Origin of the sequence: Mycobacterium marinum, from assembly GCF_003391395.1 — a bacterium.
GTDB classification, from domain to species: Bacteria; Actinomycetota; Actinomycetes; order Mycobacteriales; family Mycobacteriaceae; genus Mycobacterium; species Mycobacterium marinum.
The window spans coordinates 3608054-3632657 of the sequence record NZ_CP024190.1 but is presented as its reverse complement, the minus strand read 5'-3'; the positions used below and the strand labels follow the sequence as shown (position 1 = coordinate 3632657).

The following is a 24604-nucleotide window of genomic DNA, read 5'->3' as shown; positions in this document are numbered from 1 at the left end:
TTTCGGCTGTGCCGATGGCGATGAGCTGGTGGCGTGGGAGTTTGACCATGCCGGCTCCCCACCCGCCCCGGCGACCGCACCCTCATTTACGTCGCTGCCCTGCAACGCATCCATACCCGCCGCGTAGGACTGGTGGAAGCCCGTCGCCAAGGCCCCAGCCAACAGACAGATCCGCCCAACGGCGGCGATGGCTGACAGTTCCCGAGCAGCCGGTGCTAGCACCGATTGTGACGGTCGAATCGCCGCATCGGCCGTGTCGGACGGAGGTGTTGAAATGGTTGTACCCGAGAACTATTGCCTTCCGCAGGACGCCGACCGTGCGCTGATGCAGGTCATACTGGCTGTACGGGACCGGATGTTTGGATCAGGGAGGGGAGTGGCGTGAGTCTGAGGTTCGCCTTCTATGGGCGAGTGAGCACGGAGGACGCTCAAGCCCCAGAGGCGAGTCGAAGCTGGCAGAAACGGCGGGCCGTCGACCTGATCACTCCGCATGGCGGGGTCCTCATCGGTGATTACTTCGATGTGGGACAAAGCCGTTCGCTGCCGTGGAAGCGGAGGCCCGAAGCGTCGCATCTCCCAGTTGTCGTGATCCGGGAGGTTTGTTAACGGCGTGCTCTTTGAAAGTGGGAGGGCCTCCTGACGGAGTGGATGTGTCTGGCATTCACCCGTAGGAGGTCCTTGTGTCTCACGCTAACGCTCGTACCAATGTGTTCGCTGGTCAGTTGATGGTTCGTGAAGACGAGGTGACTGCGCGACTTGATGAATGGATCGCCACCTTGGCCAATCCGGAAGACCTCGCACGCGGGCAGGACGTCGACCCGGCAGCCGGTACTGGCTACGCCGGCATGCAACGCCAGCTTCGCGAGGCGAATGCCAAGGTTGCTGCTTTGGTTACCGCCCTAGAGTCTAGGTGTGGCCGTGGAGGACTTGACCGCTGCACTGCGTCGCCGCACGGCGGAGCGCGACGAGCTGAAGGCTCGCCTTGAGCGAGCTGAAAGGCCGCGCGCCATGTCTGCCGCGCAGATCAGCGAATTGGTCGAGGAGTTGGGCGGCCTGTCAGCCGTGCTTGGTCAGGCGACCGGGGCGGAAAGGGCACAGGTGTACGCAAGCCTAGGTTTGCGTCTTGACTACGACCCCTACCTGCGACGGGTCAAGGTGACGGCCGACCTGAGTCGTGTCGCCGGATGTGTCCGAGGGGGGACTTGTCCACCTACGACACGGATTGAGGTCTTTGAACTGGGTGGTTGACCGCCGTGCGGGCCATCGTCCCCACATGTGCGAGATCGTCGGGCAGAAACACGTCGTGCCGCATGTGTTCGCCGGTACGCGGCGGCGGCTCGGGCGTTTGCAACGGTGCCGTCGAACTCGTCCGATTCGACAGCCCATGGCATGACGTTCGCCGCATGACCGGTCAGGTCAATCTCGGCTCGCCAGTGTGGTTGCGCCACCACATCCCGTGGGGATTTCACGGTACCTTTACCCACTCAAACGCCTGATGGTGCGCTCATAATCGACCATGGGGTTTCGACGCAGGCAAACGCTCGTCCGCGCCAACCGGGTGATACTGCACGCTTAGTCTCTGATGCGAGCTCGCTTCACGATCGTTTCACGGACTCTAGCGGGTGCGCACAAGGTGTCGAGGAGGTACAGGAAGGGCAGAAAAACCAAGTCGTCTGGTGTCTCGCCTGTGTGGTGTGCGAGCAGTCGCTCGGCGATCAGGTCCTTGTCACTCTGCGGTCGCCGAATGCCGCCGAAGCCATGTGTGGCGTTTCGGTACAGCTTCAGTAGGATCGCTGCTGCTCGTGGCGGTTCGCGGTGGTGTCCACGATTGCTGCCGGGAATCCATGTGACCACGTTCCTGTCGCCGCGTTGCTCCCGGAAGAAGAATCCGTCCTGTACTCGACGAAGACCCTCGACTGCCCTATCGACAAGTGGCATAAGAAGCGCTGCAACGGATTCTGGCATCTTGGATCGCACATGCTCGGCCGTTGCCTTCGCGTGGTCGTATGTGCAGAGCTTCTCGAAATCGCAGTCGATAATTCTGTCCGCGTAACTGTCGAGCAGCGTATTCATCAATGCGCGCTGTGCGGCATAGTTGCGGCTTAAGGTTTGTATCGCGGTAGTAAGTTCGAAGACTTGGCCGAATGTAAGCAGCCAGTGTTGGTGCTCATAAGGGTCGTAGATACCATGCTTGTTGCTGAAAGCTGTTGGGTCGCAGAGATATCCGAACATTTGGTTGAGGCGGTTGGTCCACCATGAAATTGCGACCCGGCATGATTCTGGGGTCGGATTCTCGATCGGCACAGGCTCGTCTTTGCCTTCGGCAGGCAGTAACTGCATCGGTTCCATCGGCGTGTGCCGATATCCTGCGATCCCGGTTCCCAAGGAGAAGAGGATCGCAGCCGGCGGACGTCCCGTCGGGATGCACCAGAAGCCCGGAGCAAGGCAGCCGAGCAGCGGGCCGAAGTAGTGGGATGCGCTGATGATGTCATGGAACCACTTTGTCGAGGACGCGAAGTACCCGCCTTCGTCGCCGAGACTGGCGATTGTGTTCATGGCATCGGGGTCTTGATCGAAGCGGAACAGTATGGCAGGCAATCGAACTCGATGAATGAGCAGGTCTGTTGCAATTACCAAGTGAGCGGATAGGCCGGCAAACAAGAGTTCGTTGGTTGATTCGAACGGGAGTACTGCGAGGGTCGCGCACATCTGCTCGACTGTTGCGATCAGCTCCTCGTGGGTCGCGCATTTCATGATATTCGCCTGGATGCCACGAAAGAGTGCGGCGATGTCTGATCCCCCAGACATGCGCTCGGCAAGCTGTTTCTCCATCTCGGCGAAGCGGGCCACGGTATCGGGGTCGTCGAGGTGTGGGGATGCCAACGGCATGTTCTTCAAGTGGTCGAAGCGGTTGACGAATTCGGTGTCGTCGGCCAGGCCGTAATGGCTGATGAACACCTTGTCGTTGTTCGGCCAGACGGCCCATCGGTCGCTGCCGAGCGACCGGCCATGCAGTCCCAGGTAATCGAGGAAGCCGCGCAAATCCCCTCCGAAGAGGACGCTTGGAAGCACGAGCTCGACCTCTTCTCTTGGCATGTGTTGTGGCCTTCCGATTTGCGTCGTGGCTGACATCGCAACGTTATCGATTGATGAGATGTCCAATTTTGGGCGTCGGACTACCGTGGTCGTTTCACACGTCGGGTGCGTGCACGCTGCCTCCGTACACTCCGCAACATGAACACGTTCACCGTCATCTCAACCGTCTTGGGCCTGGTCATGACCGCTTTCGGTATCTGGCTGACCACCCGCGCCAATGACAATGCGAGGAGCGCTCCTTTCAGTGAACGCCAGGCAGCTCTGCGTATTGAACTGCGACGGCGGCTCCATTCGCAGTTCCGTTTAGTGCGAGCAGTCGACAACGTGGATCGAGGCCTACTTCCCGGAAGCCCCGTAGAGGCAGATCTAGACGAACTACAAACGTATCTAACCGCGAACAAGCACCGGTTCATGGTGCCCAGGCCCGAGCAGATCGCGGTGGTCATCAAGTCCATCGATAGCGCTCTCGCGGCGCTCGCAGTAGCGCACCACCCACCAAGGAACGACACTGCTTTCATCCCGCACGTCGACGAGATCAAGTGCAACGTGCTGAGGCCGTGGCTGGAGAAAGTGCTCGGGCACATGAACGTGCTGCTGGACGGCCTGGCGGCGATCGAGCGGCAGCCGATGTCGATGCGCCGACAGATCAAGCTGTTCGCGGCACTGAACGCAGCAAACCACACGCCGATTCAGGTGTAAGCACTCCGGCGGAGCCGCCACGTGTAAATGCCCACGGGCAGCCCAGTGCGGGAGGCGCTGGTCAGGATGGACTCGTGCCATAGTGGATGAGGTGAGTGGTTCCGCGATCGTCTGGTCCTCGCTCAAGTGACCTGCCCGGATTTCTGCCTGTCCGCCGCCGGCGATCGGCCTTACTGCATGTTCCAGCGCGGGTGTCACGTCGGGACACGACCGTCCTGCCCGCGGCCACAAGCCGGGACCAGGATGAGGCGACGGTCTTCCTCGGACGCCGCACGAAGCGCAGCGGGGTGCCGACTTACGACCTGTGCTGCGCGGACTGCGGGCGCCGCATCCGACACCTGAGCGCCAAAGCGTTCAACGACCTGATCGAACGCGGCAAGCGAGTGGAGTACTTCGAGTCCGGGATCGACGGCATTCCAGTGTGCGTGGTCCAGGGCTGTACGACAATGGGCTACGAGTAGCACCACTTTGCACCCCGGAATGTGTTCGGATTCCGCGAGGCCGATCGGTGGCCCTACCTCCGGCTCTGCAAGCCCCATCACACGGCCTGGCATCAGAAGATGAGCGGGTTCCAGTGGGATCGGGGCGATCTACCTGCCGCCGTGCCGGAGCCGATGCCGTGCCTGATCTACAGATGCGGTCAGCCCGGTACTCATCTACTGCGGCTAGCACCGAAGTCGCGGTTCCCCGACAGCGACGAATGGCCGATCGTGCCGGTATGCAGTCCGCACCACCTTGAGTACCACCAGGCGATGGACGGCTACCGGTGGGGCCGCCGGGCCGACTCTTCGGAGTTCGATCTGGACACGATCGGGGAGTGGTTTGACGGGTACCGCTACTGGTCGTCCTTGGAGCAGCGCCTGCGTGGATCCCACTAAGTTCAACGCACTCGTCTGTTCCGGCTCTGCTGGGCCGCAAGGGTCATCGGCCTGCATATGGGTCGGTCCCGGTTTTAGGGCTGCCATACTTGGAGGCCACTTTTGTCGGGCTTTTCCACCACGAACGCGACACTGAAGACAGCGCGCGTCACCCCGACGTAGAGACCGCACGCCGAGCGAGGCGCGAGCAGCCTGCCGTGCTTGAGGAAGGTCTTCATCGGTCCGGTCGGGAAGATGAGAACGCGTTCGTGCGTTAGCCCCTTCGAGATCCCAAAGTTGGTCGCGCTAACACCACCCGGGACAGGCGTCGCTACTGTTTGCCGCAGGCATACCGGCTTGTAGCGGTCCAGATAAGCACCCAGATGCTCAGGTGCAACCACGAAGACACCGTCATGATCGGACGTTGCCGTCTGCGCGGAGACGGTTGCCCCGAAACCCCAAGAAGCATCAAAAAGTGAATCGGCAAAGGTGGCTACCGATTGGACGGAGCGCCAGGTGGTCGATGAGAACTTGATCTGTAGGCGGCCAGACTCCTCCTGTTGTCGGAACCAATTGATCATCTTTAGGCCGCGGAATTCCGGCAGTCGGGGATCTTGAGGGTTGGTGTCGAACACCGACTGACGAAGGTCGCCGACGAGGTGGATCGTGCTCGTCGATTTGAGCAGTTGTTCGAGCATATCGAGGTCGTAGCCTGTCATGTCCTGAACTTCATCCACATAGATCTCGTCATAGATTCGTTGCAGGCGTGTAATGACCGTTCCCTCAGCCGCTTTCGCCACATCGACAGCCAGCTTCGACAGAAACCGTCTGTAGGCACGCGATTCCGCATCTAAATAGCGAGCGGCTCCGGAGGCGATGACAACGCCATCGGGTCGACTCGCAGGCACCCCTTCGAAATTTAGTCCGGCCAGCCGCCGTCCTGGATACTTGAGCGGCAGAAATGGACGGATCCAGTGGCGAAGCAGGAAGGCGTACCACCCCGAGACCTCTGGAAGATTTGTCGGATTACAAGCAGCGCTGAGGCGGCGCTCAAGGTCTCGCTGTCCAGTTAGGGTGTACGTCAAAACCAGGCGTCGTCGGCCAGCGGGACCGGTCGCACACGCGTCGACGATCGACTGTGTCTTCCGCGATCCTGCGACCGCAAGCGTGGCAGTATTCATGACACGAAATCGACTGCATCCTTGAGGTATTGAGGATATTCGAGTTCCACATCATCCGATTCATCGAGCGTGAGCGCCCATTCCGTCTTGTGAGAAGACATCCACTCGACGGTGTCGTTATCGTCGTCCGTGATATCAAGGAGGGACCGAAGCGTCGTCTCGTCGTTCAGCTTCAGTAGCTGCGGTTCAAGCGTTCTCCCATCGGCCGGATCGCCGATGAACACCTCGCGTACGCCGGCCTCTAGCAACCCCTCGAGCGGCTTACGCCAATGGTCGGCAGGCTTCCCATCGTTATCACGGATTGCTGCAATCTGCCGTTTCAACGCTGCGCAGAGCTGCAGACCGCGCTTGAGAGAGACACCCGCCATCGAGATGACGTCGACGCCAAGTTCCATTGGACGTTTGCCATCATGCTTGGCGCGGAATGCTTTTTCGAAAACCATTTCGTCGGACGGGCCTTCGACCAATACAACCTTGTCGGCAAGTACGAGGCGCATGGTGTCGTAACCAGAGAGGCGTTTGAAGTACTTCACAGTGTCAGGAGGAAGGGCCTCGATGGCCGCCTTCGTACCGCGGTGCAATAGCACTAATTTATCGAGCCCAAGTCGGTTCAGGACGAATGAGCTGTGCGTGGTCAGGAAGATCTGTCGACTCCCGGCAAGCTCTTCGATACGTGATACGAGCTTGGTGAGACTCGTATGGGATAGATGATTCTCGGGTTCCTCAACCAGTGCATACGCTGTCGTCTCGGCGGATCGGCTCATAGCCAGCGCCACCTTGATCGAGGCTTGTTGCCCCTGACCTGCCATCACAAACGGGACGTCGGCGACCTGTGGGACGATGCTGTTCTCCCAAGACGCGTTCGCGGACTGATCCATGTGCAGTCCAATTGCCTTGTCGTGCAACGTCTTATTCTTCTCGGCGATTCGCTCGTTCACCGGAGCGAGCGTCTGGGTGCTGATGACGTGACGAGCGCTTCGGTGTGCAATCGCGACGGCAGCGCGCTCCTTGGGCTCAATGAAGTCGGAGAGCATCTCGCGGGTGTGATAGTCGACGCCGGCCGTTGATCGGATCGTGCGCGAGTCAACGACTGCAACACCGAGGTGCTTGGGTCGCCGTGTGAGCTTTTCATCGCAGAAGTTCTTCCACTCCACGGTGTACCACTCCGTCGGCAGTATGTCGGGGCGGTCGTCGGCCTTCATGTAGTCCGCGAACTCTTCTGCATATTCGGCCGAAGGGAATATATGGATCCGGACGCCCGGCAACTTATCTTGACGTGAATTATGGACACCTAAGAGTGGCTGCAGATTGTCATCGTCATTCGTCAGATACAGCTCGATGAGGATCTCGGGCGGGTGTAACGGTGAGGTAGTGCTGAGCGAATCGAAGTACCGCTTAACCTGTTCTTGATTGAACCAGTAAGGGTTCAACTCCTCTTGAGCCCACCTGCCATTCAGTCTTCCAGTAAGTGCCAGCGCAATGGCCTCGAGCAGCGTGGACTTACCAGCCTCATTATCACCCACAATGATATTCGTACCGAGATTTGGCTCCCAGTCGAAGTTGTCGAAAAGGCGGTAGCTATTAATAACAACACGGGTAATCATATGATGTCCATCATCTCATTCCGCCCTATCAATTGAAGTAATCGCCATGAAGCCGTGGTGGTTGTTGAGGAGGTTATCTCAAGCGCGCAGCAAACGGATACGTTTTGACACACCTATTAAGTCGGGACAGAGAAGCGGGCCGCATGTGGAACGCGCCGGCTCGCGACATACCAGACCCGTCGATGACGCGGATGGAAGAAAAGAGAATTTGCCGGTGGCCCAGTTGGCGGTCGGTGCCAGCGTCAAGACGCGGCGCTGGAAAGCGTGAGCGCGGGCTATGTGGCTGTCAGGTCGCAGCGCCGACTCTGGAGCAGTCTTACGCCGGAGGCTCCAGGCGATGTCGCTCCAACAAACTCGCCCATACATGCAGATCCCGAGCCACACCGATAGGGCGCACACCACCGCCACCGACTTCCGCGGTGTTCGCAACAACAGCGCAACGAATACGACGGAATCGAATATGCAGGGCCACTGGTGTCACCGGTGTTCAATTGTGAGCCAAATCCCTGTCCACCCGCCTGCGCACGCCGCTCATCGTGGAGTCTCTACTACGGTTTTCAGTTCCTGCAAAGCGGTCCTGATATGCACTAAGCGTGTTTGGCTTTCTACTCCAAGGGTTTTCAGCGCTTTCGCTGCCAATTTGACGGCATCGATGAGGTCCGCGGCGTTCTCGGCCTCGGCGTACACCATGCGATTAGCGGCAACGTTCTGCTCTATGAGCAGCCTCAACTTGCGGACGGGCTCGGTGAGGCGCGCATCGCTTGTCAACTCGAGGATTGCGGCGGCGTTCGTTTCTAGCGGTTCGTGCCACGCGGCGACCGCCGGATCTAATGTTCCGACGTATTCGCGCGCCCACCGTCGAAAGTCCTCCATGTCGAATGCCTTCGGCATCGCGATCCCGGACCTGCGATGCTCTAGCACATCATTCCTTGCCAGGAAACCGTGGACTGCAACGATAAAGTCACTGATGTGTTTCTGTAGATCGTCACTGCCGTTCCCCATGGTTGCGCCATCCCGGTGTGATCTCGTCTGCCACGGATTGGACCCGCGCTAGGAGTTTGGGCGTCTTTAAGCGCCTGCAAGCTGCAGCGTGGAGTGGTTACCTACGCGTAGGAGTGCGCCGCGACGGGTTGCTCGTCCGATCGCAGCTCGTGGGCGCCAGCCTTCAGGAACCGTTTGCACCACTCATCCCCAACCTCACCGGCCCACTTCGGAAGCTCGTCGAGCTCGTCGGTGCCATTAAGTGCTAGTTGGACCACTGGCCCGATGACCTCGCCGAACATGCTTACGTACCACCACATTTCGTTGGAGAAATCTGTGTCGGAGATCCATGGGTCCAAAGCGATCCAAAGGTTTCCCGATCGGTCGGAGGCCAGATACTGGCCCACGGCGAGGATCGCGACTGAGCAGTTGTTGATGTTGGCCTTCTTGAGTTCGTCGGCCCACTTGCCCCAGTTCCTCATCCGTTCCACTTCAGCGAGGCTCACCCTTGGGAGGGCGACTCGCCGATAGTCGGAACGGAGCTGGCTGAGGAAACGCTGGGCTGACCCCGTCGCGTTCGCCCGCACATCGGAGCTGTCCGTGGGCAGGAGCGGCATCGAGAACCGGTTCAGCCGATCGGTCTGGTTTTCCATCTCGGCGGCTGCCATCGACACGATGGAAGCCAGCACAGGCCACCATGACCCCGAGTCGTCGCTGCTCGGGGCGTAAACAATGCCTGCCCGCATACGGCGGACCTGGGCGTCAAGCGTGTCATCCGGCGTCATCAGTGGTTCCCATGATAATCGCTAGCACCTCATCTAGTGCGGGAAGCTGACGCTGAAGGAGGGCGAGCTGGTCGTAATCGGGCTGGTCAGCCTTGTTGGTCAGAGCGTCGGTGACGACGCGCAATACGAGCACATTGTTCTCTAGACGTAGCGCCTCCATCGCGGAGGCGATTCCGAACGTCTCCATATCAATCAGGACGTTGCCTTTCACATACTCCCTGCAGTGGGCCAGGGTCTCGCCGTATGTCCATTCCCCAGCGTTGAAGATCGGGCCATCCGGTGGGGTTCGTCTGGGGGTGGGTGCAGTCTTCGCCGGCGGGATTTCGATGACCTTGTCTGTAGCCAGTACAGAGGCGTCAGGAAGATCCAGAAGTCGAAGACGTCCTGGTGCGGTTGGTGATCCCGTAGGCAGCTCGATCGAACCCAGTGGCGGCTGCTCGCCTGGGTACGTTCGCACGATCCACTTGTTCTTCAGCTTCACCGTCTCGGTGACGGCGTCGATCGGCGCATGCATCGTCGTGCCGACCGCAGCCGGAGGGCGCTGCTTGACGAGCAGCGGGTCGGCTCCATGCTCCGTCAGCTCGGCTACCTGCCTGAGTGTGGCGTCCTGCTTGGGTGTGGTGGCGTCAACGACCTGGCCGTGATGTCTCTTGACGGAGCCCAGCGACATGTACGAGACGCTCGAAATGCGGAAGATCTGGCCAATTAGTTTCCCGTCGAGCGCTCCGCAACAGGCGTAGAAGATGTAGTAGTCCGCGAACTCCCCGTGTACCTTCTCATCGTCGTAGGCGGCGCGAGTGAGCTCACCCGCCGCGGTGACATTGCCTTGGGCCCGCAGCGACTTGTGTTCGATTCGTACGGTTCGGTCGTCGGCGAGGGTCCCCACGATGATCCGTTCGCCCAGGACCTCAGCTCTCCATAACGTCGAATCCGCCGGGCCCGTGTCGAGGTACTTCTGCAGGAGCGACTTGACGGCCTCGGCTTCGGTCTCAGTGAAGGTGAAAATCATCACGTCCAGGTCAGCCACGGTGCAAGCGTAAGCAGCCAAGGACCTTGAAGTTCCCCGATCAAGCAGATCAGCGAAGGTTCCTGCCATCTGAGATCAATTCGTGGTGCATGCTGCATCACGGCGCCTTGATACCAGTAAAGAAAGTTCTCACACCGCAGATCACGGCGGCTTCTGACTGGTCGCCGCGCAGACATCAGGCTTTGGTGGCGGCGGACGGGAGCCGCCACCACGAAGCTGTGTGCTTTGCGGCCGGCAATACAGCAACTCGGTCAGGGGGAACTGCGCGTGTATGGCATGAGTCCGCTTAAAGACGGATTCACCTCCCATCACCCCGACTCTTCATATCAACAGGGACACTTCTCACCACGCGCTCTCGCGTTTCGTGTAGACGAGTTGTACGACGGTCCGGACACTCATATCTTTAGCTTGTCTTCGTATCGGCGGCGTGTCAGTCTCGGTTGTCGACGAGCGTTCGCCGAAACAAAAAGCCTGATGTCTGCGCGGCGACCAGGCGGAACGTCGTGGGAGATCTCTTCCGGTGGACGCACACTTTCGTCGAGCATCTCGATCAGCGCCGGATCGCTAGGGTGGACATTATGAGTTCGCCGCAGCGGACGCGGGCGCGGGTCGCCGCGGAATCACGACTTAGGGTCCTGCCGGCTCGGCTCACACATGTGCGTGGGGTCGCAGCGACTGCCGACGGGCTCCGCGGGCATTTCGACGCAGCCAGTGGGGATTGCCTGGTGGCGGCAGCATGGTTGCACGACATCGGCTATGCGCCGTCGGTGCGGTCCACAGGCTTTCACCCGGTCGACGGCGCCGCGTTTGCGCGCCGGGAAGGCTTCGACGAGCTGGTGGTCTCCTTGGTCGCCTTCCACTCGGGCGCGCCAGCCGAAGCACGCGAACGTGGGATTAACGGCATATCAGCGTTCTCCGCGCCACCGCAACAGCTACTGGATGCGTTGACCTTCTGCGATCTGACGACCGGTCCCGACGGGTCGGCAGTGTCGCCGAGCGACCGGTTGCCCGAGGTACTGCAGCGCTACGGACCGGATGACCCAGTCCATCGGGCGGTCGATTCCACGCACAGGGACCTCCTGGCGGCTGTCGACCGGGTCCGAGCCTGGGTCTCGTGACCCGTCATCCAAGGTAGGGAGTCGTTCGGGCTTCGAGGTAGTGGTTGATCCGAAGCCTCATCGATGGGTGCATATTGAGCGTCGCGATGTCGTCGCGGCTCGTCCACGCAATATCGGTGCTCTCGTGGTCAATGGCCAAGGTTCCACCTGTCTGCCGCGTCGTAAAGCAAAGCGAAAACTGCTGGCGGACTTCACCGTCGGAGAAAGCGACCATATGCGCAGGATTGGTGTAGATACCGCTGAGTGACACGATCTCGACGTCGAGGCCGGTTTCTTCTTTGACCTCGCGTATGGCCGTCTGTTCGATGGTCTCCCCGATATCGTGCCCGCCGCCAGGTAGTGCCCAAAGTTCGTTGTCTCGCCGCTTGATCAGCAGAATGCGGCCGAGTTCATCGGTGACGATGGCTGATGCGGACGGAACGACGCTGTTAGGTCTAGGAGCGTCGGGGTCGTCGTAGTAGTCGGTACGCATGAGCAAATAAGCCCCTTCTACGGTAAAGATTGACCTCGGTCAGTCAGCGGTTTGGCGTTGTCCCAGACTCGATCGAATGCCTGCTCGAACGTCGTCCAAAGCCCGGGCTCATCGGATCGCGTGAACACCATGACCGGATTGCTGCGACCCGGCGAGCCATAGATGTGCATGTTCACGACGATGCGGTCGTCCACTCGGAAGATCGACGAATAGAGAGTCGTTTGGTGAGTCCGGATCTGCAGCCCAGGTGTCGACACCCACGAAGCGAGCAACTCGACGGTGGTTGCGGCACCTGGCGACGACCGCTTCACCGATGTTCTCTTCTTCCCCCCCGAAGAGTCAGGCTGGGTCCGTCGGGGTCGCCGACGAGCATTCGGGCGCCGACACCACGACCCGCCGCGTCAACGAGTGTGTCGACGAAGCCGTCCAGGGTGTCGAACAAGAACGTCGCGGCGAGTACCAGGATGTCGACTGGGTGCTGCGGGTTGGCGAAATGCTGTTGCCAAACGCTGATCGGCATCTGTGTACGAGTGGGATACACCGTCGACATGAACGGCGTGGCCCTGTTGGCGGAGGGGAAGTCCGGAGAAGATCGAGCGTATTGCTGCGGCCATAGATCATGCGGAGTGCAGCCAAGTACATCCGCGGCCCGGCGGGCGTTGTCTTCGCGAACCTTGTGATCGATGTCCGCGAGCCAGCGCTGCACGGTCTTGAGTGACACACCGGCCGCGTCGGCGAATCGTCGATCGGACAAACTCTTGCCGCGTATCCGATCCCTAAGCACTTCGTTCGGAATCATCAGCCGACGACGGCGCGAATCGTATTCATGATCTCCGCGGCCGCCCCTTCCTGTCTGCGCGGCCCTGACCGCGTCAGCCTACCGGCCGAAGAAGGCGAGGCGCCCCGGTCGAACGATCTGCACCGACGTGTCCGGCCGATGGCCCGTTCGTGTCGGAAATGTCTCGGGCCACGTCCAAGATGTCCGGCGATGTCCATAGCGATGTCCGATTTGTCCCCGTGAACTGAGGCATGCGCTCGATCGGGCGCGATCAGGATTAGGACGGACGAAGCGATGAAGTTGCGAATCGACACAACTGGGGTGTCGTTCACATGCACGCGTGCACCAGAACAGCGGGTGAATTTCGACACCGGAAGACCCCGCATAGACAAAGCCACGGGCGTGCCCCTGTGGCTCGTGCAAGTCATGGCGCTCGACGAGTCGGGCGGCGAGGTCATTTCGGTCACCGTGGCCGGCGAGCCACAGGTTTCCGCTGGGCGTGCCGTCACCGTTAGGGGCTTGGTCGCAGTGCCGTGGTCACAGGACGGCCGCTCAGGTATCGCCTACCGCGCCGAAGCGATTACGCAGACGGCTGACGGGTCGCCAGCCAAGGCGCCTGGCTCTGCCGCCCACACCTAGCCCTCTGCACCGAGTCGGCGGGCTGCCTACCCGGCTATCGCGGTTAGGTCCGGGTGGGCAGCTCGGCCGGTCGACTAATTTTCGGAAAGGAACTTCGATGTTCGACTCATCAAACCACGAGTCCCGCAATGAAATACAGAAATCCAACGATGACTGGTTCGCCGCTCTGTTCTGGTGCATCAAAGCGGTCGGCTGCCTTCTGTGGTTGGCGATCCTCTTCCCCGCCCTGAGCATCCCTACGTTCGTCAGTCTTGGAATGACACTGCGTTACGGCTTCGGTGCCGGGATGCTCACCGGCGTCGCCCTCGTCGCCGGTTACGGCACATGGGCGGCAGTTGACGCACGTTCCTTCGATGCCTGGATTGCCCAGCCGGTCCGGCAGCGATTCCTGGCGTGGTGGCGCTACACCCGCAATTGGGAGTCGGTGTGCGCTCTCAACGGCCTTACGACCCGCGACTGCGAGCGTGACCGTACGCTGACCCCGCGCCTGCGCTCGATCTGCATCGGCAAGCACAGCGACACAGTCGACTGCGCGTGGTCACAGGCCAGTCGGTCAACGATTGGCAGAAGCGGGTACACGAGCTCGCCGCGGTGTGGCGCGCAGATCGATTGACCATCTGTGCCACTGTGCCCGGCGAGCTGCGGATGACGATCACCCGTTACGACTTTTTAGCTCAACCTATTCCGCTGCCACGGCGGGCGGCCAACGGCAATGTGAACCTGGCGGCCGTTGCGGTTGGGATGACCGACACGCACCGATGGTGGTTTGTCCCCGTGCTCGGTCACCACGTGCTTGTCGCGGGCGCCACCGGAGCGGGTAAAGGGTCGGTGTTGTGGTCGCTCATCGCCGGTCTCGCGCCGTCCGTAAGGTCCGGACAAGTACGGCTGTGCGTTATCGACCCGAAGGGCGGTATGGAGCTCGCCGCCGGGGCCCCCCTCTTCGCCGTGTTCTCTCACGACGCTGCCGATAACACCCTGGAACTACTCCGAAAATTGGCTGCGGTCATGCACTTGCGAGCAAACCGCCTGCGAGGGCACACCCGCCTGCACACGCCAACCCCGTCGGAGCCGCTGGTTGTCGTAATCATCGACGAATTGGCGGCGCTCACGGCGTACGTCACTGACCGCAAAACGCGCACCGAGATCGAACATCTCCTCGGGCTGCTGCTGTCGCAGGGCCGGGCAGTGGGCATCAGCCTGATTGCCGCGATTCAGGACCCGTCCAAAGACACGTTGCCGGTGCGACAGCTGTTCACGGTACGCATCGGACTACGGCTGACCGAAGCCAGCCAGACGCAATGATACTCGGGCAGGGCGCACGCGACGCGGGCGCGGAATGCGACCTCATCCCCGACGCAACTCCTGGTGTGGGCTACATGATGATCGACGGGACGGCTGAACCGCAACGGGTCCGAGCGTTCAACGTCACCGACCCCGACATCGCCGATCTCGCCAACCGTTTCACACCACCCGACGGTCATCGCACGGAATCCGAGCGCAATGTCAGCGACGGCGCAGGCGAAGCCAAACCATGAACGGTCCAGTCCAATTGCCGGGTGTTTCCGACGGTTTCGACGACCACCGTGTGATCACCGAAATGTTGCGTCGCGCCTGCTCGCCAGGATTCGACACCTGGTGGCGGCGAGCCGGATCAGTCGGTTACTGCGCCAACCCGATTCAACTCACCGGTACCGATGAATTCGGCAGCGAAAGAATCGTGTGGGTGCGGTGCAATAACCGCCGGGCCACCGTCTGCCCCTCGTGCTCAGACCCGTACGCCCGCGACACCTGGCAACTCGTCGCCGCCGGGACCACCGGAGGCCGCCATAACGTCACGCCGGAGGTAGCCGTTCGCCCGCAAGTGTTCATGACGCTCACCGCGCCCGGCTTTGGTGGAGTACATAGCAGTTCGGGGGGCAAATGTCGGGACTACAAGAAGGTGGGTGGTGATAAGCGGTGCCCACACGGAAAACCACTGTGGTGCAACGCTATCCACGAACATACCGACGCCCGAATAGGGCAGCCGTTGTGTGTTGAGTGCTACGACTACGCCGGGCACGTCCTGTTCACGTGGCACCTGCCCGAACTGTGGCGACGCTTCACCATCGGCTTACGCCGCAATCTGACCAAACACCTGAAAAGCCAGGGCGTTGACCCGAGCTCGGTCAAAACGAGTTTCGTCAAGGTCGTAGAAATGCAGGCCCGAGCCATACCCCACATTCACGCCCTTATCCGCCTCGACCCACACGAAGGCCACGCCAGTACCGCCACCGACGGCTCACGTGACCACAATGATTACGGCCCCGCCGCCACTTGTGGTGGTGGGGAGTCCCATTCGGCAACCGGCCCCACCTGGGAGCCGCCGATATCTGCCGCCGAACTCGCCACTCTCATCCAGCAGGCTGCCCGCACCGTCACCCTTAAAGTCCAGCACCCGGACACCAGCCGGCAATGCGACAACCCCAACACGTGTGATGATGCCGGGACGCTGATGGTCCGGTTCGGCACGCAGATCGATGCCCAGCCGGTGGGGACTCAAAACCACACGTTCCTGACAGAATCAGAATCGGACGTGGGCATGCGTGGGCCGTCGCCGCGCCTCATCGCCGGATACCTGGCCAAATAAGTCACCAAATGGTTACACGACTTCGGTGTCGCCGCTCGCCGTCTCTCCGCAGAAGCCATCGCGGACCTTGACGTCACCGACCACGTCCGGGCGATCCTGACGACCGTCGCCAAACTGGCAGATCAAGCTCAAAACGTCGGCATAGATGACTTGGCAGGGATCGGGCGCCGGCTGCACACGCTGGGCTACCGGGGACATATCACCACCAAATCCCGCCAGTACTCCATCACCATGGGCGCGCTCCGCGCCATCCGCGCCACCTGGACTCGACAACATGCCGCCAAAGACTGTTCACCGCAATATCATTCGCTACTCGATCCGACCGAGGAACGCGATGACACGCTGTGGGAGTTCGACCGCGCCGGACACGCCACGCTCGGTGACCGCACTCTCGTGTACGCCGCTGCGCTCCAACGCATCGACACCCGCCGTGCCGGACTGTTGGAAGCGCGTCGCCAAGCCCGCGAAGAACAATGGGACTCAGCCTGGGGACGCGATGACTGACAAGTCCCGAACCGGACGTCCTCGATCCGAGCGTGGCGGTCGAAACGATGCGTTAACCATGTCTGAGGGGAGTGTTGAAATCGATATGCCCGATGATTACCGACTTCTGCGCGAGACCAACCGCGCGTTGGTACACGTCATACTGGCTGTGCAGGAGCGGAATTCTGGATCAGGGAGGGAAGTGGCGTGAGCCTCAGGTTCGCCTTCTATGGCCGAGTGAGCACCGAGGACGCTCAGGACCCAGAGGCGAGCCGCAGCTGGCAGAAGCGGCGGGCATTAGACCTAATCACTCCTCACGGCGGGGTTCTCGCCGTTGACTACTTCGACGTGGACCAGAGTCGTTCGTTGCCGTGGAAGCGCCGACCAGAGGCGTCGCGTCTTCTGTCCGATGTTTCGTCTAGTCGCCGTGACTTCGATGCCGTGGTGATTGGGGAACCCGCCCGTGCGTTCTACGGGCCGCAATTCGCGCTCACTTTCCCCGTGCCCACGCACTACGGCGTCGGCCTGTGGGTGCCCGAGGTTGGCGGAGCGGTCGATCCTGGCTCTGAGGCACACGACCTAGTGATGACGCTTTTCGGCGGCATGAGCAAGGGGGAGCGCGCTCGAATACAGATGCGGGTCCGTACGGCGATGTCAGCACTCGCGCAGGACACGAACAGATATCTCGGTGGTCGACCGCCTTGCGGTTATCGGCTCGTCGATGGCGGCCCCCACCCGAACCCTGCCAAGGCAAGTCTTGGGCAGCGGCTTCACCGCCTCGAACCCGACCCTGCAACATCTTCGGTGGTCGAGCGGGTTTACCGCATGTATGCCGACGGCACGGGTCTGCGTTACATCGCGCAACAGCTCACCGACGATGGTGTGCCGCCACCGAGCCAGTATGACCAGGTGCGGAATCGTCACCGTGACCCGCAGCGGTTGGTCGCATTCGGCGATTCGCGCCATACTCGACAACCCGACATATCCAGGGTCCGCGTTCGGGGCAACAGGAGAAATACGAGGTCCTCGTCAACCCTGACGATGTCGCCGCAGGGTACGAGACACAGATGCGGCGGCGTGATCAGAACCGACTGGATCTCATCGGACCACCGCACACACGAAGCGCTGATCCCGGACGAATTGGGTCAGGATGTTCGTCTTCGGACACAGGCGCGGCGCGGTCCTGGCCTGCCGCAGAGAATCGACGGTGCCTTATGCGCTGCGTGGGCTGCTGTTCTGCGCGGCGTGTGGACGGCGGATGCAGGGCGCCGCCCCTGTCGGGAAGCGAACGACCCGCATCCTCTACGGCTGTGCACTAGGTACGTCGCGCTCTGTACCTGCAGACCTCAGCGATCACCCGCGCACCGGCTACCTCCGTGAAGACGAGGTGACAGCGCGACTCTACGAATGGATCGCCACCCTGGCCGATCCGGAAGACCTCGCATGCGGGCAGGATGCGGACCCGGAAGCGGGAACTGGGTACGCCGCCTTGCTGCGCCAGCCCGCCTCGAGCGAGCTGAAAGACCGCGCGCCATGTCTGCCGCGCAGATCAGCGAATTGGTCGAGGAGTTGGGCGGGCTGTCAGCCGTGCTTGGTGAGGCAACCGGGGCGGAACGCGCACAGGTGTACGCGAGCCTGGGACTCCGCCTTGACTACGATCCCCATCTGCGACAAATCAAGGCGACGGCCGACCTGAGTCGTGTCGCCGGATGTGTCCGAGGGGGGACTTGAACCCCCACGCCCATTAGTAGGGCACTAGCACCTCAAGCTAGCGCGTCTGCCATTCCGCCACTCGGACAAACCAACCGCATCGGTCGGCAGCTAAGGCTATCGGATGGGTGCGGCTGGACCCAACTTGGCCGGACGTCGGCCCGTTGGTGGGGTTGCGGCAACCTGAATGTGCGGGCGGCGTCAGCGGCTGAGCCGAGGGTGGTAGGAAAGGTGACTGTGACCCAAAAGAATGGGGAGACCGGGACTTCAACCGACTCGCGCGATGACGTTGCCGAGGTTGTCAGCAGATTGATTCGGTTCGACACCACCAATACCGGCGAACCTGAGACCACCAAGGGCGAGGCGGAGTGCGCCCGCTGGGTAGCCGAACAACTCGCAGAGGTCGGCTACCAGACCGAATACGTTGAATCCGGTGCACCGGGCCGGGGCAACGTGTTCGCTCGTCTTCGGGGCGCGGACAGCTCCCGGGGCGCCTTGCTGATCCACGGCCATCTGGACGTGGTGCCGGCCGAGGCCGCCGATTGGAGCGTGCACCCGTTTTCCGGCGCGATCGAAGACGGTTATGTCTGGGGCCGCGGCGCGGTCGACATGAAGGACATGGTCGGCATGATGATCGTGGTTGCCCGGCATTTCCGCCGAGCCGGGATCGTGCCACCTCGCGACCTGGTTTTTGCCTTCCTCGCCGACGAGGAGCACGGTGGCCACTTCGGTGCGCACTGGCTCGTCGATAACCGCCCAGATCTATTCGACGGTGTCACCGAGGCGGTCGGCGAGGTTGGCGGCTTTTCCCTGACCGTCCCGCGCCGGGACGGGGGTGAACGCCGGCTGTACCTGGTCGAGACCGCCGAAAAGGGAATCCTGTGGATGCGCTTGACGGCCCAGGGGAGGGCGGGCCACGGCTCCATGGTGCACGACCACAACGCAGTCACCACGGTCGCCGAGGCGGTAGCCCGGCTGGGCCGTCACCAGTTTCCGCTCGTGATCACCGACACCGTCGCCCAGTTTCTCCACGCGGTGAGCGAGGAGACCGGGCTCGAACTCGACCCCGGCTCACCGGACCTGGAAGGGACCCTCGACAAACTCGGCCCGATCGCTCGCATGCTCAAGGCGGTGCTGCGCGATACCGCGAATCCGACCATGCTCAAAGCCGGGTACAAGGCGAACGTCATCCCGGCGACGGCGGAGGCGGTGGTGGACTGTCGCGTCCTGCCAGGCCGTCAGGCGGCATTCGAGGCCGAAGTCGACGAACTGATCGGCCCCGATGTGAGCCGGGAGTGGATAAGCGAGTTGGCGTCCTATGAGACCAGCTTTGACGGGGACCTTGTCGATGCCATGAATGCCGCGGTGCTGTCGGTCGATCCCGACGGCCGAACGGTTCCCTACATGCTGTCCGGTGGGACCGATGCGAAAGCCTTCGCTCGCTTGGGTATTCGCTGCTTTGGCTTCAGCCCGCTGCGGTTGCCGCCGGAACTGGATTTCGCCGCGCTGTTCCACGGTGTCGATGAGCGGGTGCCCATCGACGCGCTCAGGTTCGGCACCGAGGTACTGACACACTTCCTGACACACTGCTAGTCGGAAAGCACAGGAGAGGACTGACCATGACATCGCCAGACCCGTACGACGCGCTACCCAAACTGCCTTCATTCAGCCTGACCTCGGCTTCGATCACCGACGGGCAGCCGCTTGCCACACCACAAGTCAGCGGAATCATGGGAGCGGGCGGGGAGGATGTCAGCCCGCAACTGAGCTGGTCGGGATTCCCCGAAGGGACGCGCAGCTTCGCGGTGACCGTCTATGACCCCGATGCCCCCACCCTGTCCGGGTTCTGGCATTGGGCGGTGGCCAACCTGCCCGCCGACGTCACCGAATTGCCTGCCGGAGCCGGCGACGGCCGCGAACTGCCGGGGGGTGCGCTCGCCTTGGTCAACGACGCGGGCATGCGGCGCTACATCGGCGCCGCGCCGCCAGCCGGGCACGGTGTGCACCGCTACTACGTCGCGGTGCATGCGGTCGACGTCGACAAGCTCGAACTCAGCGAGGACGCCAGCCCTGCCTTCCTGGGATTCAACCTGTTCCAGCACGCAATCGCGCGCGCGGTCATCCACGGGACCTACGAACAGACATAGCCGTCAGGCCCGCGCGGGCACGGCGGTTTCGGGTCGGGTAGACCACGCCATCCTTGATCCGGCCACCTGATCGGCATCAACGCCGGTGTGGCAGTTCTGTCGGTGTGCGCCGATAGTATTCGAACATGCATTCGAATGGATGTTCGGATCGGGAATCGGTGGTCGCGACGCTGGACCGGCTCGATCGTGCGGTCGATGCGTTGGTTGAGGTGTCGTTCGAGGCGTTGACGACTCCGGAGCGGTTGCGGGTGTTGGAGCGGTTGGAGGTGGTGGCGCGTCGGTTGCCGGTGGCCCAGTATGCGTTGCTCAACCAGCTTGATGAGCAGGCTGGTGAGGCGGAGTTGGGTGGGCGGCTGGCGGCGGTGGTGGCCAGTCGGTTGCGGATCACCCGCAGCGAGGCGGGCCGGCGGGTGGCTGAGGCTGCCGATGTGGGCCCGCGGCGCGCGTTGAGCGGTCAGCCGGTGGGGCCGGTGTTGACGGCCACGGCCGCGGCTTTGCGGCAGGGGGTCGTGGGGGAGGGGCACGTCCGGGTGATTCGTGACTTCTTTCGGCGGCTACCTGCTGGCGTCGACGTGGGAACCCGGGACAGGGCCGAGGCTCATCTGGCGAAGCTGGCTACCCAGTTTCGTCCTGATCAGTTGGCCAGGTTGGCGGGGCGGTTGATGGATTGCCTCAATCCTGATGGTCGCCATAGCGATGAGGACCGGGCGCGGCGGCGTGGTCTGAGCCTGGGTAGGCAGGGGTTGGACGGGATGTCGCGCATTAGCGGGTGGCTGACCCCGGAGGCGCGCGCTGGGTTGGAGGCGGTGTGGGCCAAGCTGGCCGCACCGGGGATGTGTAACCCCGAGGATGAGGCCGCGGTGGTGGATGGGCCCGTGTCGCCCGACGCCGCTGATCGTGACAGTCGCAGTGTGGGTCAACGTCAACATGACGGGTTTAATGCGGCGTTGCGGGCGGTGTTGGCGTCGGGAGAGCTGGGGCAGCACAACGGGTTGCCGGCGTCGATCATCGTGTCGACCACGCTGAAGGAGTTGGAGGCCGCCGCGGGCAGGGGGCTGACCGGTGGGGGCACGTTGCTGCCGATGTCGGATGTGATCCGGTTGGCTCGTCACGCGCATCACTATCTGGCGGTGTTTGATCGGGGTGAGGCGATCGGGCTCTATCACGCCAAACGGTTGGCTACACCGGGGCAGCGGATCGTTCTTTACGCCAAAGATCGCGGTTGTACCCGCCCGGGCTGTGACGTGGCGGGCTATCAGTGCGAGGTGCATCATGTCGCCGCATGGGCCATCAGCGGGCGCACCGACATCAACCAACTCACCCTGGCCTGCGGCCCGGATCACAAATTGCTCGAGCAAGGCTGGCGCACCCGCAAGAACGCTCACGGCGATACCGAATGGCTCCCACCGCCGCACCTTGACCACGGACAGCCAAGAACCAACACCTACCACCACCCGGAAAAACTGCTCCGCGACAGCGCCGACGATGACGACGAGGGTCACGGGGCGGCGTAAGCCCGTCGCTCCTAACTGGGCGGACGTCCCCGCTCGGCGGCGTTGGAGCCGACCGCTTCGTGCAGTGAGCCGAAACCGCCCTGGTGTAGCCGGCGGGCGATGCCGTCGTGAATGTGCTTGGACCACAGGCCCCCGCCGTAGATGAAGCCGGTATAGCCCTGCAGCAACGATGCACCGGCGGTAATTCGGTCCCAGGCATCCTCGGCGGTTTCGATGCCGCCCACACTGATCAGGGTCAGTCGATCGCCGACGCGCTGATAGAGCCGGCACAACACCTCGAGTGAGCGCTCTGCCACCGGCGGCCCGGAAATGCCGCCCGCGCCGAGTTGGCCGACGCCAGGGGTCAGCAACCCATCGCGCGACACGGTGGTGTTGGTCGCAACGATGCCGGCCAGGCCAAGCTCGACGGCCAAGTCGGCGACCTCGTCGACGTCGGAATCGGAGAGGTCGGGCGCAATCTTCACCAGCACCGGTGTCGACGTTTCGGCCAGCACGGCGGCCAGGATGGGCCGTAGTGACTCCACCGCCTGCAAATCCCGCAATCCCGGTGTGTTCGGGGAGCTGACGTTGACCACCAGGTAGGACGCCAGCGGGCCGACCAGTCTGGCGCTGGCCCGGTAATCGTCAACCGCCTGGTCGGCCGGGGTGGTCTTGGTCTTGCCGATGTTGACCCCGACGGGTACCTCGGGATGGTGGCGGGCCAGCCGGATTGCGAGTGCGCCCGCGCCGTGGTTGTTGAATCCCATCCGGTTGAGCAGCGCTCGGTCCTCGGGCAACCGGAACAGCCGTGGGGCCGGGTTGCCGGCCTGCGGGTGCGCGGTGACCGTGCCGACTTCGGCATAGCCGAAGCCCATCGCGGCCCAGGTGTCCAGTCCGGTGCCGTCCTTGTCGAACCCCGCGGCCAGTCCGAGCGGGCCGGGAAATCGCACCCCAAACACGGTAGAAGCCAGCACCGGGTCGGTCGGGCCCAGCCATCGCGTCAACATCCGCCGTACCGGTGTGGCCGCGGTGGCGCCGCGCAGCACGGCAAAAACCAACTTGTGCACGCGCTCGGGCGGCAGCAGGAACAGCAGCCTACGCAGCAAGCCGTACATTCGAGACCCGTCCTGGTGCGGGTTGGCCACCGTCACAGTTCCGACTGGTCGGGCATCGGGCTATCCAGACGAGACTTCTTGCGACGCAACAACACACGTCTGCTGCCGTCGGTGTAGAGACGCACCCGGGTCAGCTCCCAGCCGCGATACTCGGCCTCGATGGACAGCCGGGTGGATGCGCTGAGCCTGGTCACTTCCGGCGGCAGGCGCAGCGGCGCCCACTCATACTCGTCCGACATGTCGGTGGCCCAGCCGGCGGGCAACTGGCCCCGCCGCGACACGGAACTGCTGGTCAAGGGACACCTGCCGCATGCTCGATGACCTGTACCCCAGCGCCTGATCCGGACACGACGAATAAGGTGCCTGACGCTTCGTCAAAGGCCAACGAGTTGGGTTGCTGCACGGTTGGGTAACGCACCTTTTCCACGGGTATTCCGGTGCTGAGATCGTAACCAATAACGAGGTTCGCCGCGGTCTGGGACACCCAGGCCAGTTGATTCGACCCCGCTAGCCCGTACGGGTCCTGTGGTACCGGGTAGGCCTGGCGCAGGATCAGCGGGTCAACGCCATACACCAGCAATTGGCCGCCACGGGTATCTGCGACCAGCACTCGCCCCAGCGAGTCGGCGGCCATGGTGGTCGCCCCATCGCCGGCGCGTAGTGCCTGTTCGGCGCGCCCGTCGGCGTCGATCGTCGTCACCGAAGTCTGTCCGCGGTCCAACACCACGGCTGTGTTTCCTTGCGTCACGACCGCATCGACGCGGGCGAAGATCTTGATCCGGCTGAGGACCTGGGCGGTGCCGGCGGAGGCGTGGGTTTGCGGTGAAGCCAGGGTGTACAGGGCGCCGTCGGCGGTGCCCAAAACCAGCTTCCCGTCCATCCGGCGTGCGATCGCGGTGAATTCGGTGCCTGCCGAATCGGCCACGCTGACCTGCGATATGCCCCCACTGGGCAGGTCCACCACGAAGTAGCCGCCACGGGCAGACGCGTAGGCCTTGCCGTGGCCGTCACCGGTCAACCCGGTTGCGGGCCCGGGAAGTGTGATTGGTCGAGCTGGGGTTTGCTCCTGAGTGAACACGCTGATGCTGGCCGGCGCCGATGCGTCCGAACCCGGGCTCAGAACGGCCAACCTGCCGGAGTCGACGTCGTACACCGCCGCCTGCGGATGCCCGCCCAGCGGCCGAACCACACCTGCCGGAGGCTGAGAAATCGGCGGAGACACGGCCGGCCGCGCGGGTTCGATCGTGGGCGGCGCCGATTGCAGCGGGCCCGACGAACAGCCCGTCAACAGGGCCAGCAGGGTCAGCAAAATGACTGGTGCGTAAAAATAGCGCTGAAGTGGTTTTCTATGATTTCGCAGCAACGTCTACCCTCTGAATGTCGGCCATGGACTCGAAATTTTAAGGAACGTTGTCGCATCCAATCTCGTCATGTTGCCCACGGAAAGTATTTCTGACGAGGTATTGTCTGGGCATGACCGTCGCTGCTGACCGGCAGACCGCAGAAAAAGGGTTTGCGATCGAAGACATGTTGACGGGCATTTTCGCCAGTGGGTACGGGCAAGTCGGAGATGGCCACAGTTTCTCCTTCCGCATCGAACACCGCTCGCTCGTTGTCGAAATTTACCGACCCCGTCTGACCGGGCCGGTTCCGCAGGCCGAAGACGTCGTCGCACGGTCAGTCCGCGGCTTGGTCGATATCGACCTCACCGACGAGCGCAGCCTGGCGGCGGCGGTGCGTGATTCTGTCACGCATGCCCTGCCTGCGTCGCACTAGTCACATCCCATAACGGG

Annotated in this window: 21 protein-coding genes, 1 tRNA gene and 5 pseudogenes; 15 read left to right on the top strand and 12 right to left on the bottom strand. The window is 62.3% G+C overall.

All coding sequences use genetic code 11. From position 1 onward, the window contains the following. Positions 1-10 precede the first annotated feature (10 nt). A pseudogene (locus CCUG20998_RS28510) lies at positions 11-195 on the top strand (replication initiator); the annotation flags it as partial. Between the two features lie 717 nt (positions 196-912). After that, positions 913-1248: a hypothetical protein gene (locus CCUG20998_RS15205; RefSeq protein WP_103654029.1), complete on the top strand. Its 336-nt coding sequence runs from the start codon at positions 913-915 to the stop codon at positions 1246-1248. A 324-nt stretch (positions 1249-1572) separates the two neighbouring features. On the opposite strand, the gene CCUG20998_RS15195 is transcribed toward CCUG20998_RS15205, so the two are convergent. Next, the gene (locus CCUG20998_RS15195; protein WP_020729365.1) at positions 1573-3096 is read right to left on the bottom strand and encodes a hypothetical protein; all 1524 of its coding nucleotides are present in this window, start codon (positions 3094-3096) and stop codon (positions 1573-1575) included. A 138-nt stretch (positions 3097-3234) separates the two neighbouring features. Between CCUG20998_RS15195 and CCUG20998_RS15190 the strand changes: the two genes are divergently transcribed. From CCUG20998_RS15190 to CCUG20998_RS15180, 3 genes are all read left to right on the top strand, one after another. Then, the gene (locus CCUG20998_RS15190; protein WP_036455739.1) at positions 3235-3795 is read left to right on the top strand and encodes a hypothetical protein; all 561 of its coding nucleotides are present in this window, start codon (positions 3235-3237) and stop codon (positions 3793-3795) included. A gap of 191 nt (positions 3796-3986) precedes the next feature. After that, the gene (locus CCUG20998_RS15185; RefSeq protein ID WP_036455737.1) at positions 3987-4256 is read left to right on the top strand and encodes a hypothetical protein; all 270 of its coding nucleotides are present in this window, start codon (positions 3987-3989) and stop codon (positions 4254-4256) included. Positions 4257-4355: 99 nt separating this feature from the next. Next, the gene (locus CCUG20998_RS15180; protein WP_142399691.1) at positions 4356-4673 is read left to right on the top strand and encodes a hypothetical protein; all 318 of its coding nucleotides are present in this window, start codon (positions 4356-4358) and stop codon (positions 4671-4673) included. A 74-nt stretch (positions 4674-4747) separates the two neighbouring features. On the opposite strand, the gene CCUG20998_RS15175 is transcribed toward CCUG20998_RS15180, so the two are convergent. The 5 genes from CCUG20998_RS15175 to CCUG20998_RS15155 form a co-directional block, all read right to left on the bottom strand. Further along, on the bottom strand, positions 4748-5737 hold the full coding sequence (locus tag CCUG20998_RS15175; protein WP_161557092.1) for a UvrD-helicase domain-containing protein: 990 nt from the start codon (positions 5735-5737) through the stop codon (positions 4748-4750). Between the two features lie 92 nt (positions 5738-5829). Next, positions 5830-7437, bottom strand: a complete 1608-nt coding sequence (locus CCUG20998_RS15170; RefSeq protein ID WP_020729360.1) for an ATP-dependent nuclease — start codon at positions 7435-7437, stop codon at positions 5830-5832. 531 nt (positions 7438-7968) lie between these two features. Next, the gene (locus CCUG20998_RS15165; RefSeq protein WP_036455732.1) at positions 7969-8439 is read right to left on the bottom strand and encodes a hypothetical protein; all 471 of its coding nucleotides are present in this window, start codon (positions 8437-8439) and stop codon (positions 7969-7971) included. A gap of 101 nt (positions 8440-8540) precedes the next feature. Next, positions 8541-9203, bottom strand: a complete 663-nt coding sequence (locus tag CCUG20998_RS15160) for a hypothetical protein (protein ID WP_036455730.1) — start codon at positions 9201-9203, stop codon at positions 8541-8543. Then, a complete protein-coding gene (locus CCUG20998_RS15155; RefSeq protein WP_020729354.1) occupies positions 9190-10230 on the bottom strand; it encodes a hypothetical protein in 1041 nt (346 codons plus the stop codon). Before CCUG20998_RS15155 ends, CCUG20998_RS15160 begins: the two co-directional genes overlap by 14 nt. A 578-nt stretch (positions 10231-10808) precedes the next feature. Between CCUG20998_RS15155 and CCUG20998_RS15150 the strand changes: the two genes are divergently transcribed. After that, the gene (locus CCUG20998_RS15150) at positions 10809-11348 is read left to right on the top strand and encodes an HD domain-containing protein (RefSeq protein ID WP_036455727.1); all 540 of its coding nucleotides are present in this window, start codon (positions 10809-10811) and stop codon (positions 11346-11348) included. Between the two features lie 4 nt (positions 11349-11352). Here the strand turns inward: CCUG20998_RS15150 and CCUG20998_RS15145 are convergent, their stop codons facing one another. Both CCUG20998_RS15145 and CCUG20998_RS15140 read right to left on the bottom strand, forming a co-directional pair. After that, a complete protein-coding gene (locus CCUG20998_RS15145; protein WP_020729352.1) occupies positions 11353-11820 on the bottom strand; it encodes an NUDIX domain-containing protein in 468 nt (155 codons plus the stop codon). Between the two features lie 17 nt (positions 11821-11837). Beyond that, positions 11838-12619: pseudogene (locus CCUG20998_RS15140) on the bottom strand (helix-turn-helix domain-containing protein). A gap of 273 nt (positions 12620-12892) precedes the next feature. On the opposite strand from CCUG20998_RS15140, the gene CCUG20998_RS15135 reads away from it, so the two are divergent. The 5 genes and pseudogenes from CCUG20998_RS15135 to CCUG20998_RS29285 all read left to right on the top strand — a co-directional run bounded on the left by CCUG20998_RS15135 (position 12893) and on the right by CCUG20998_RS29285 (position 18042). Further along, positions 12893-13237 carry an SCO3933 family regulatory protein gene (locus CCUG20998_RS15135; protein WP_036455726.1) on the top strand — a complete coding sequence of 115 codons (345 nt, stop codon included), beginning with the start codon at positions 12893-12895 and terminating at the stop codon, positions 13235-13237. A 97-nt stretch (positions 13238-13334) separates the two neighbouring features. Beyond that, a pseudogene (locus tag CCUG20998_RS15130) lies at positions 13335-14772 on the top strand (FtsK/SpoIIIE domain-containing protein). Continuing rightward, positions 14769-16367, top strand: a pseudogene (locus tag CCUG20998_RS15125) (replication initiator). The pseudogenes CCUG20998_RS15130 and CCUG20998_RS15125 overlap by 4 nt, the downstream one beginning before the upstream one ends. A 186-nt stretch (positions 16368-16553) precedes the next feature. After that, positions 16554-17318, top strand: a pseudogene (locus CCUG20998_RS29290) (recombinase family protein); the annotation flags it as partial. 178 nt (positions 17319-17496) lie between these two features. Further along, positions 17497-18042, top strand: a complete 546-nt coding sequence (locus CCUG20998_RS29285; protein WP_349732944.1) for a recombinase zinc beta ribbon domain-containing protein — start codon at positions 17497-17499, stop codon at positions 18040-18042. Between the two features lie 16 nt (positions 18043-18058). Here CCUG20998_RS29285 and CCUG20998_RS15115 read toward each other — a convergent pair. After that, positions 18059-18144 (bottom strand) — tRNA-Leu (locus CCUG20998_RS15115). 149 nt (positions 18145-18293) lie between these two features. Between CCUG20998_RS15115 and CCUG20998_RS15110 the strand changes: the two genes are divergently transcribed. The 3 genes from CCUG20998_RS15110 to CCUG20998_RS15100 all read left to right on the top strand — a co-directional run bounded on the left by CCUG20998_RS15110 (position 18294) and on the right by CCUG20998_RS15100 (position 21717). Beyond that, positions 18294-19649 (top strand): M20/M25/M40 family metallo-hydrolase, encoded by a 1356-nt coding sequence (locus CCUG20998_RS15110; RefSeq protein ID WP_012394802.1) that lies wholly within the window; start codon positions 18294-18296, stop codon positions 19647-19649. Between the two features lie 26 nt (positions 19650-19675). Beyond that, on the top strand, positions 19676-20203 hold the full coding sequence (locus tag CCUG20998_RS15105) for a YbhB/YbcL family Raf kinase inhibitor-like protein (RefSeq protein ID WP_011740352.1): 528 nt from the start codon (positions 19676-19678) through the stop codon (positions 20201-20203). 125 nt (positions 20204-20328) lie between these two features. Continuing rightward, on the top strand, positions 20329-21717 hold the full coding sequence (locus tag CCUG20998_RS15100) for an HNH endonuclease signature motif containing protein (protein WP_012394801.1): 1389 nt from the start codon (positions 20329-20331) through the stop codon (positions 21715-21717). An 11-nt stretch (positions 21718-21728) separates the two neighbouring features. On the opposite strand, the gene CCUG20998_RS15095 is transcribed toward CCUG20998_RS15100, so the two are convergent. The 3 genes from CCUG20998_RS15095 to CCUG20998_RS15085 are packed head-to-tail and all read right to left on the bottom strand — an operon-like array spanning position 21729 to position 24174. Further along, positions 21729-22811 carry a quinone-dependent dihydroorotate dehydrogenase gene (locus CCUG20998_RS15095; protein WP_050674688.1) on the bottom strand — a complete coding sequence of 361 codons (1083 nt, stop codon included), beginning with the start codon at positions 22809-22811 and terminating at the stop codon, positions 21729-21731. Positions 22812-22843: 32 nt separating this feature from the next. Continuing rightward, positions 22844-23107 carry a DUF5703 family protein gene (locus CCUG20998_RS15090; RefSeq protein WP_011740349.1) on the bottom strand — a complete coding sequence of 88 codons (264 nt, stop codon included), beginning with the start codon at positions 23105-23107 and terminating at the stop codon, positions 22844-22846. Further along, a complete protein-coding gene (locus CCUG20998_RS15085; protein ID WP_012394799.1) occupies positions 23104-24174 on the bottom strand; it encodes a YncE family protein in 1071 nt (356 codons plus the stop codon). The genes CCUG20998_RS15090 and CCUG20998_RS15085 overlap by 4 nt, the downstream gene beginning before the upstream one ends. A 110-nt stretch (positions 24175-24284) precedes the next feature. On the opposite strand from CCUG20998_RS15085, the gene CCUG20998_RS15080 reads away from it, so the two are divergent. Continuing rightward, positions 24285-24587 carry a hypothetical protein gene (locus CCUG20998_RS15080; RefSeq protein ID WP_020729335.1) on the top strand — a complete coding sequence of 101 codons (303 nt, stop codon included), beginning with the start codon at positions 24285-24287 and terminating at the stop codon, positions 24585-24587. Positions 24588-24604 lie beyond the last annotated feature (17 nt).

Coding starts and splice junctions, on each gene's coding strand:
- CCUG20998_RS15195 (WP_020729365.1), bottom strand. CDS start 3,096: ATGCCAAGAGAAGAGGTCGAGCTCGTGCTTCCAAGCGTCCTCTTCGGA.
- CCUG20998_RS15190 (WP_036455739.1), top strand. CDS start 3,235: ATGAACACGTTCACCGTCATCTCAACCGTCTTGGGCCTGGTCATGACC.
- CCUG20998_RS15180 (WP_142399691.1), top strand. CDS start 4,356: ATGAGCGGGTTCCAGTGGGATCGGGGCGATCTACCTGCCGCCGTGCCG.
- CCUG20998_RS15170 (WP_020729360.1), bottom strand. CDS start 7,437: ATGATTACCCGTGTTGTTATTAATAGCTACCGCCTTTTCGACAACTTC.
- CCUG20998_RS15165 (WP_036455732.1), bottom strand. CDS start 8,439: ATGGGGAACGGCAGTGACGATCTACAGAAACACATCAGTGACTTTATC.
- CCUG20998_RS15160 (WP_036455730.1), bottom strand. CDS start 9,203: ATGACGCCGGATGACACGCTTGACGCCCAGGTCCGCCGTATGCGGGCA.
- CCUG20998_RS15150 (WP_036455727.1), top strand. CDS start 10,809: ATGAGTTCGCCGCAGCGGACGCGGGCGCGGGTCGCCGCGGAATCACGA.
- CCUG20998_RS15145 (WP_020729352.1), bottom strand. CDS start 11,820: ATGCGTACCGACTACTACGACGACCCCGACGCTCCTAGACCTAACAGC.
- CCUG20998_RS15135 (WP_036455726.1), top strand. CDS start 12,893: ATGAAGTTGCGAATCGACACAACTGGGGTGTCGTTCACATGCACGCGT.
- CCUG20998_RS29285 (WP_349732944.1), top strand. CDS start 17,497: ATGTTCGTCTTCGGACACAGGCGCGGCGCGGTCCTGGCCTGCCGCAGA.
- CCUG20998_RS15105 (WP_011740352.1), top strand. CDS start 19,676: ATGACATCGCCAGACCCGTACGACGCGCTACCCAAACTGCCTTCATTC.
- CCUG20998_RS15100 (WP_012394801.1), top strand. CDS start 20,329: ATGCATTCGAATGGATGTTCGGATCGGGAATCGGTGGTCGCGACGCTG.
- CCUG20998_RS15095 (WP_050674688.1), bottom strand. CDS start 22,811: ATGTACGGCTTGCTGCGTAGGCTGCTGTTCCTGCTGCCGCCCGAGCGC.
- CCUG20998_RS15080 (WP_020729335.1), top strand. CDS start 24,285: ATGACCGTCGCTGCTGACCGGCAGACCGCAGAAAAAGGGTTTGCGATC.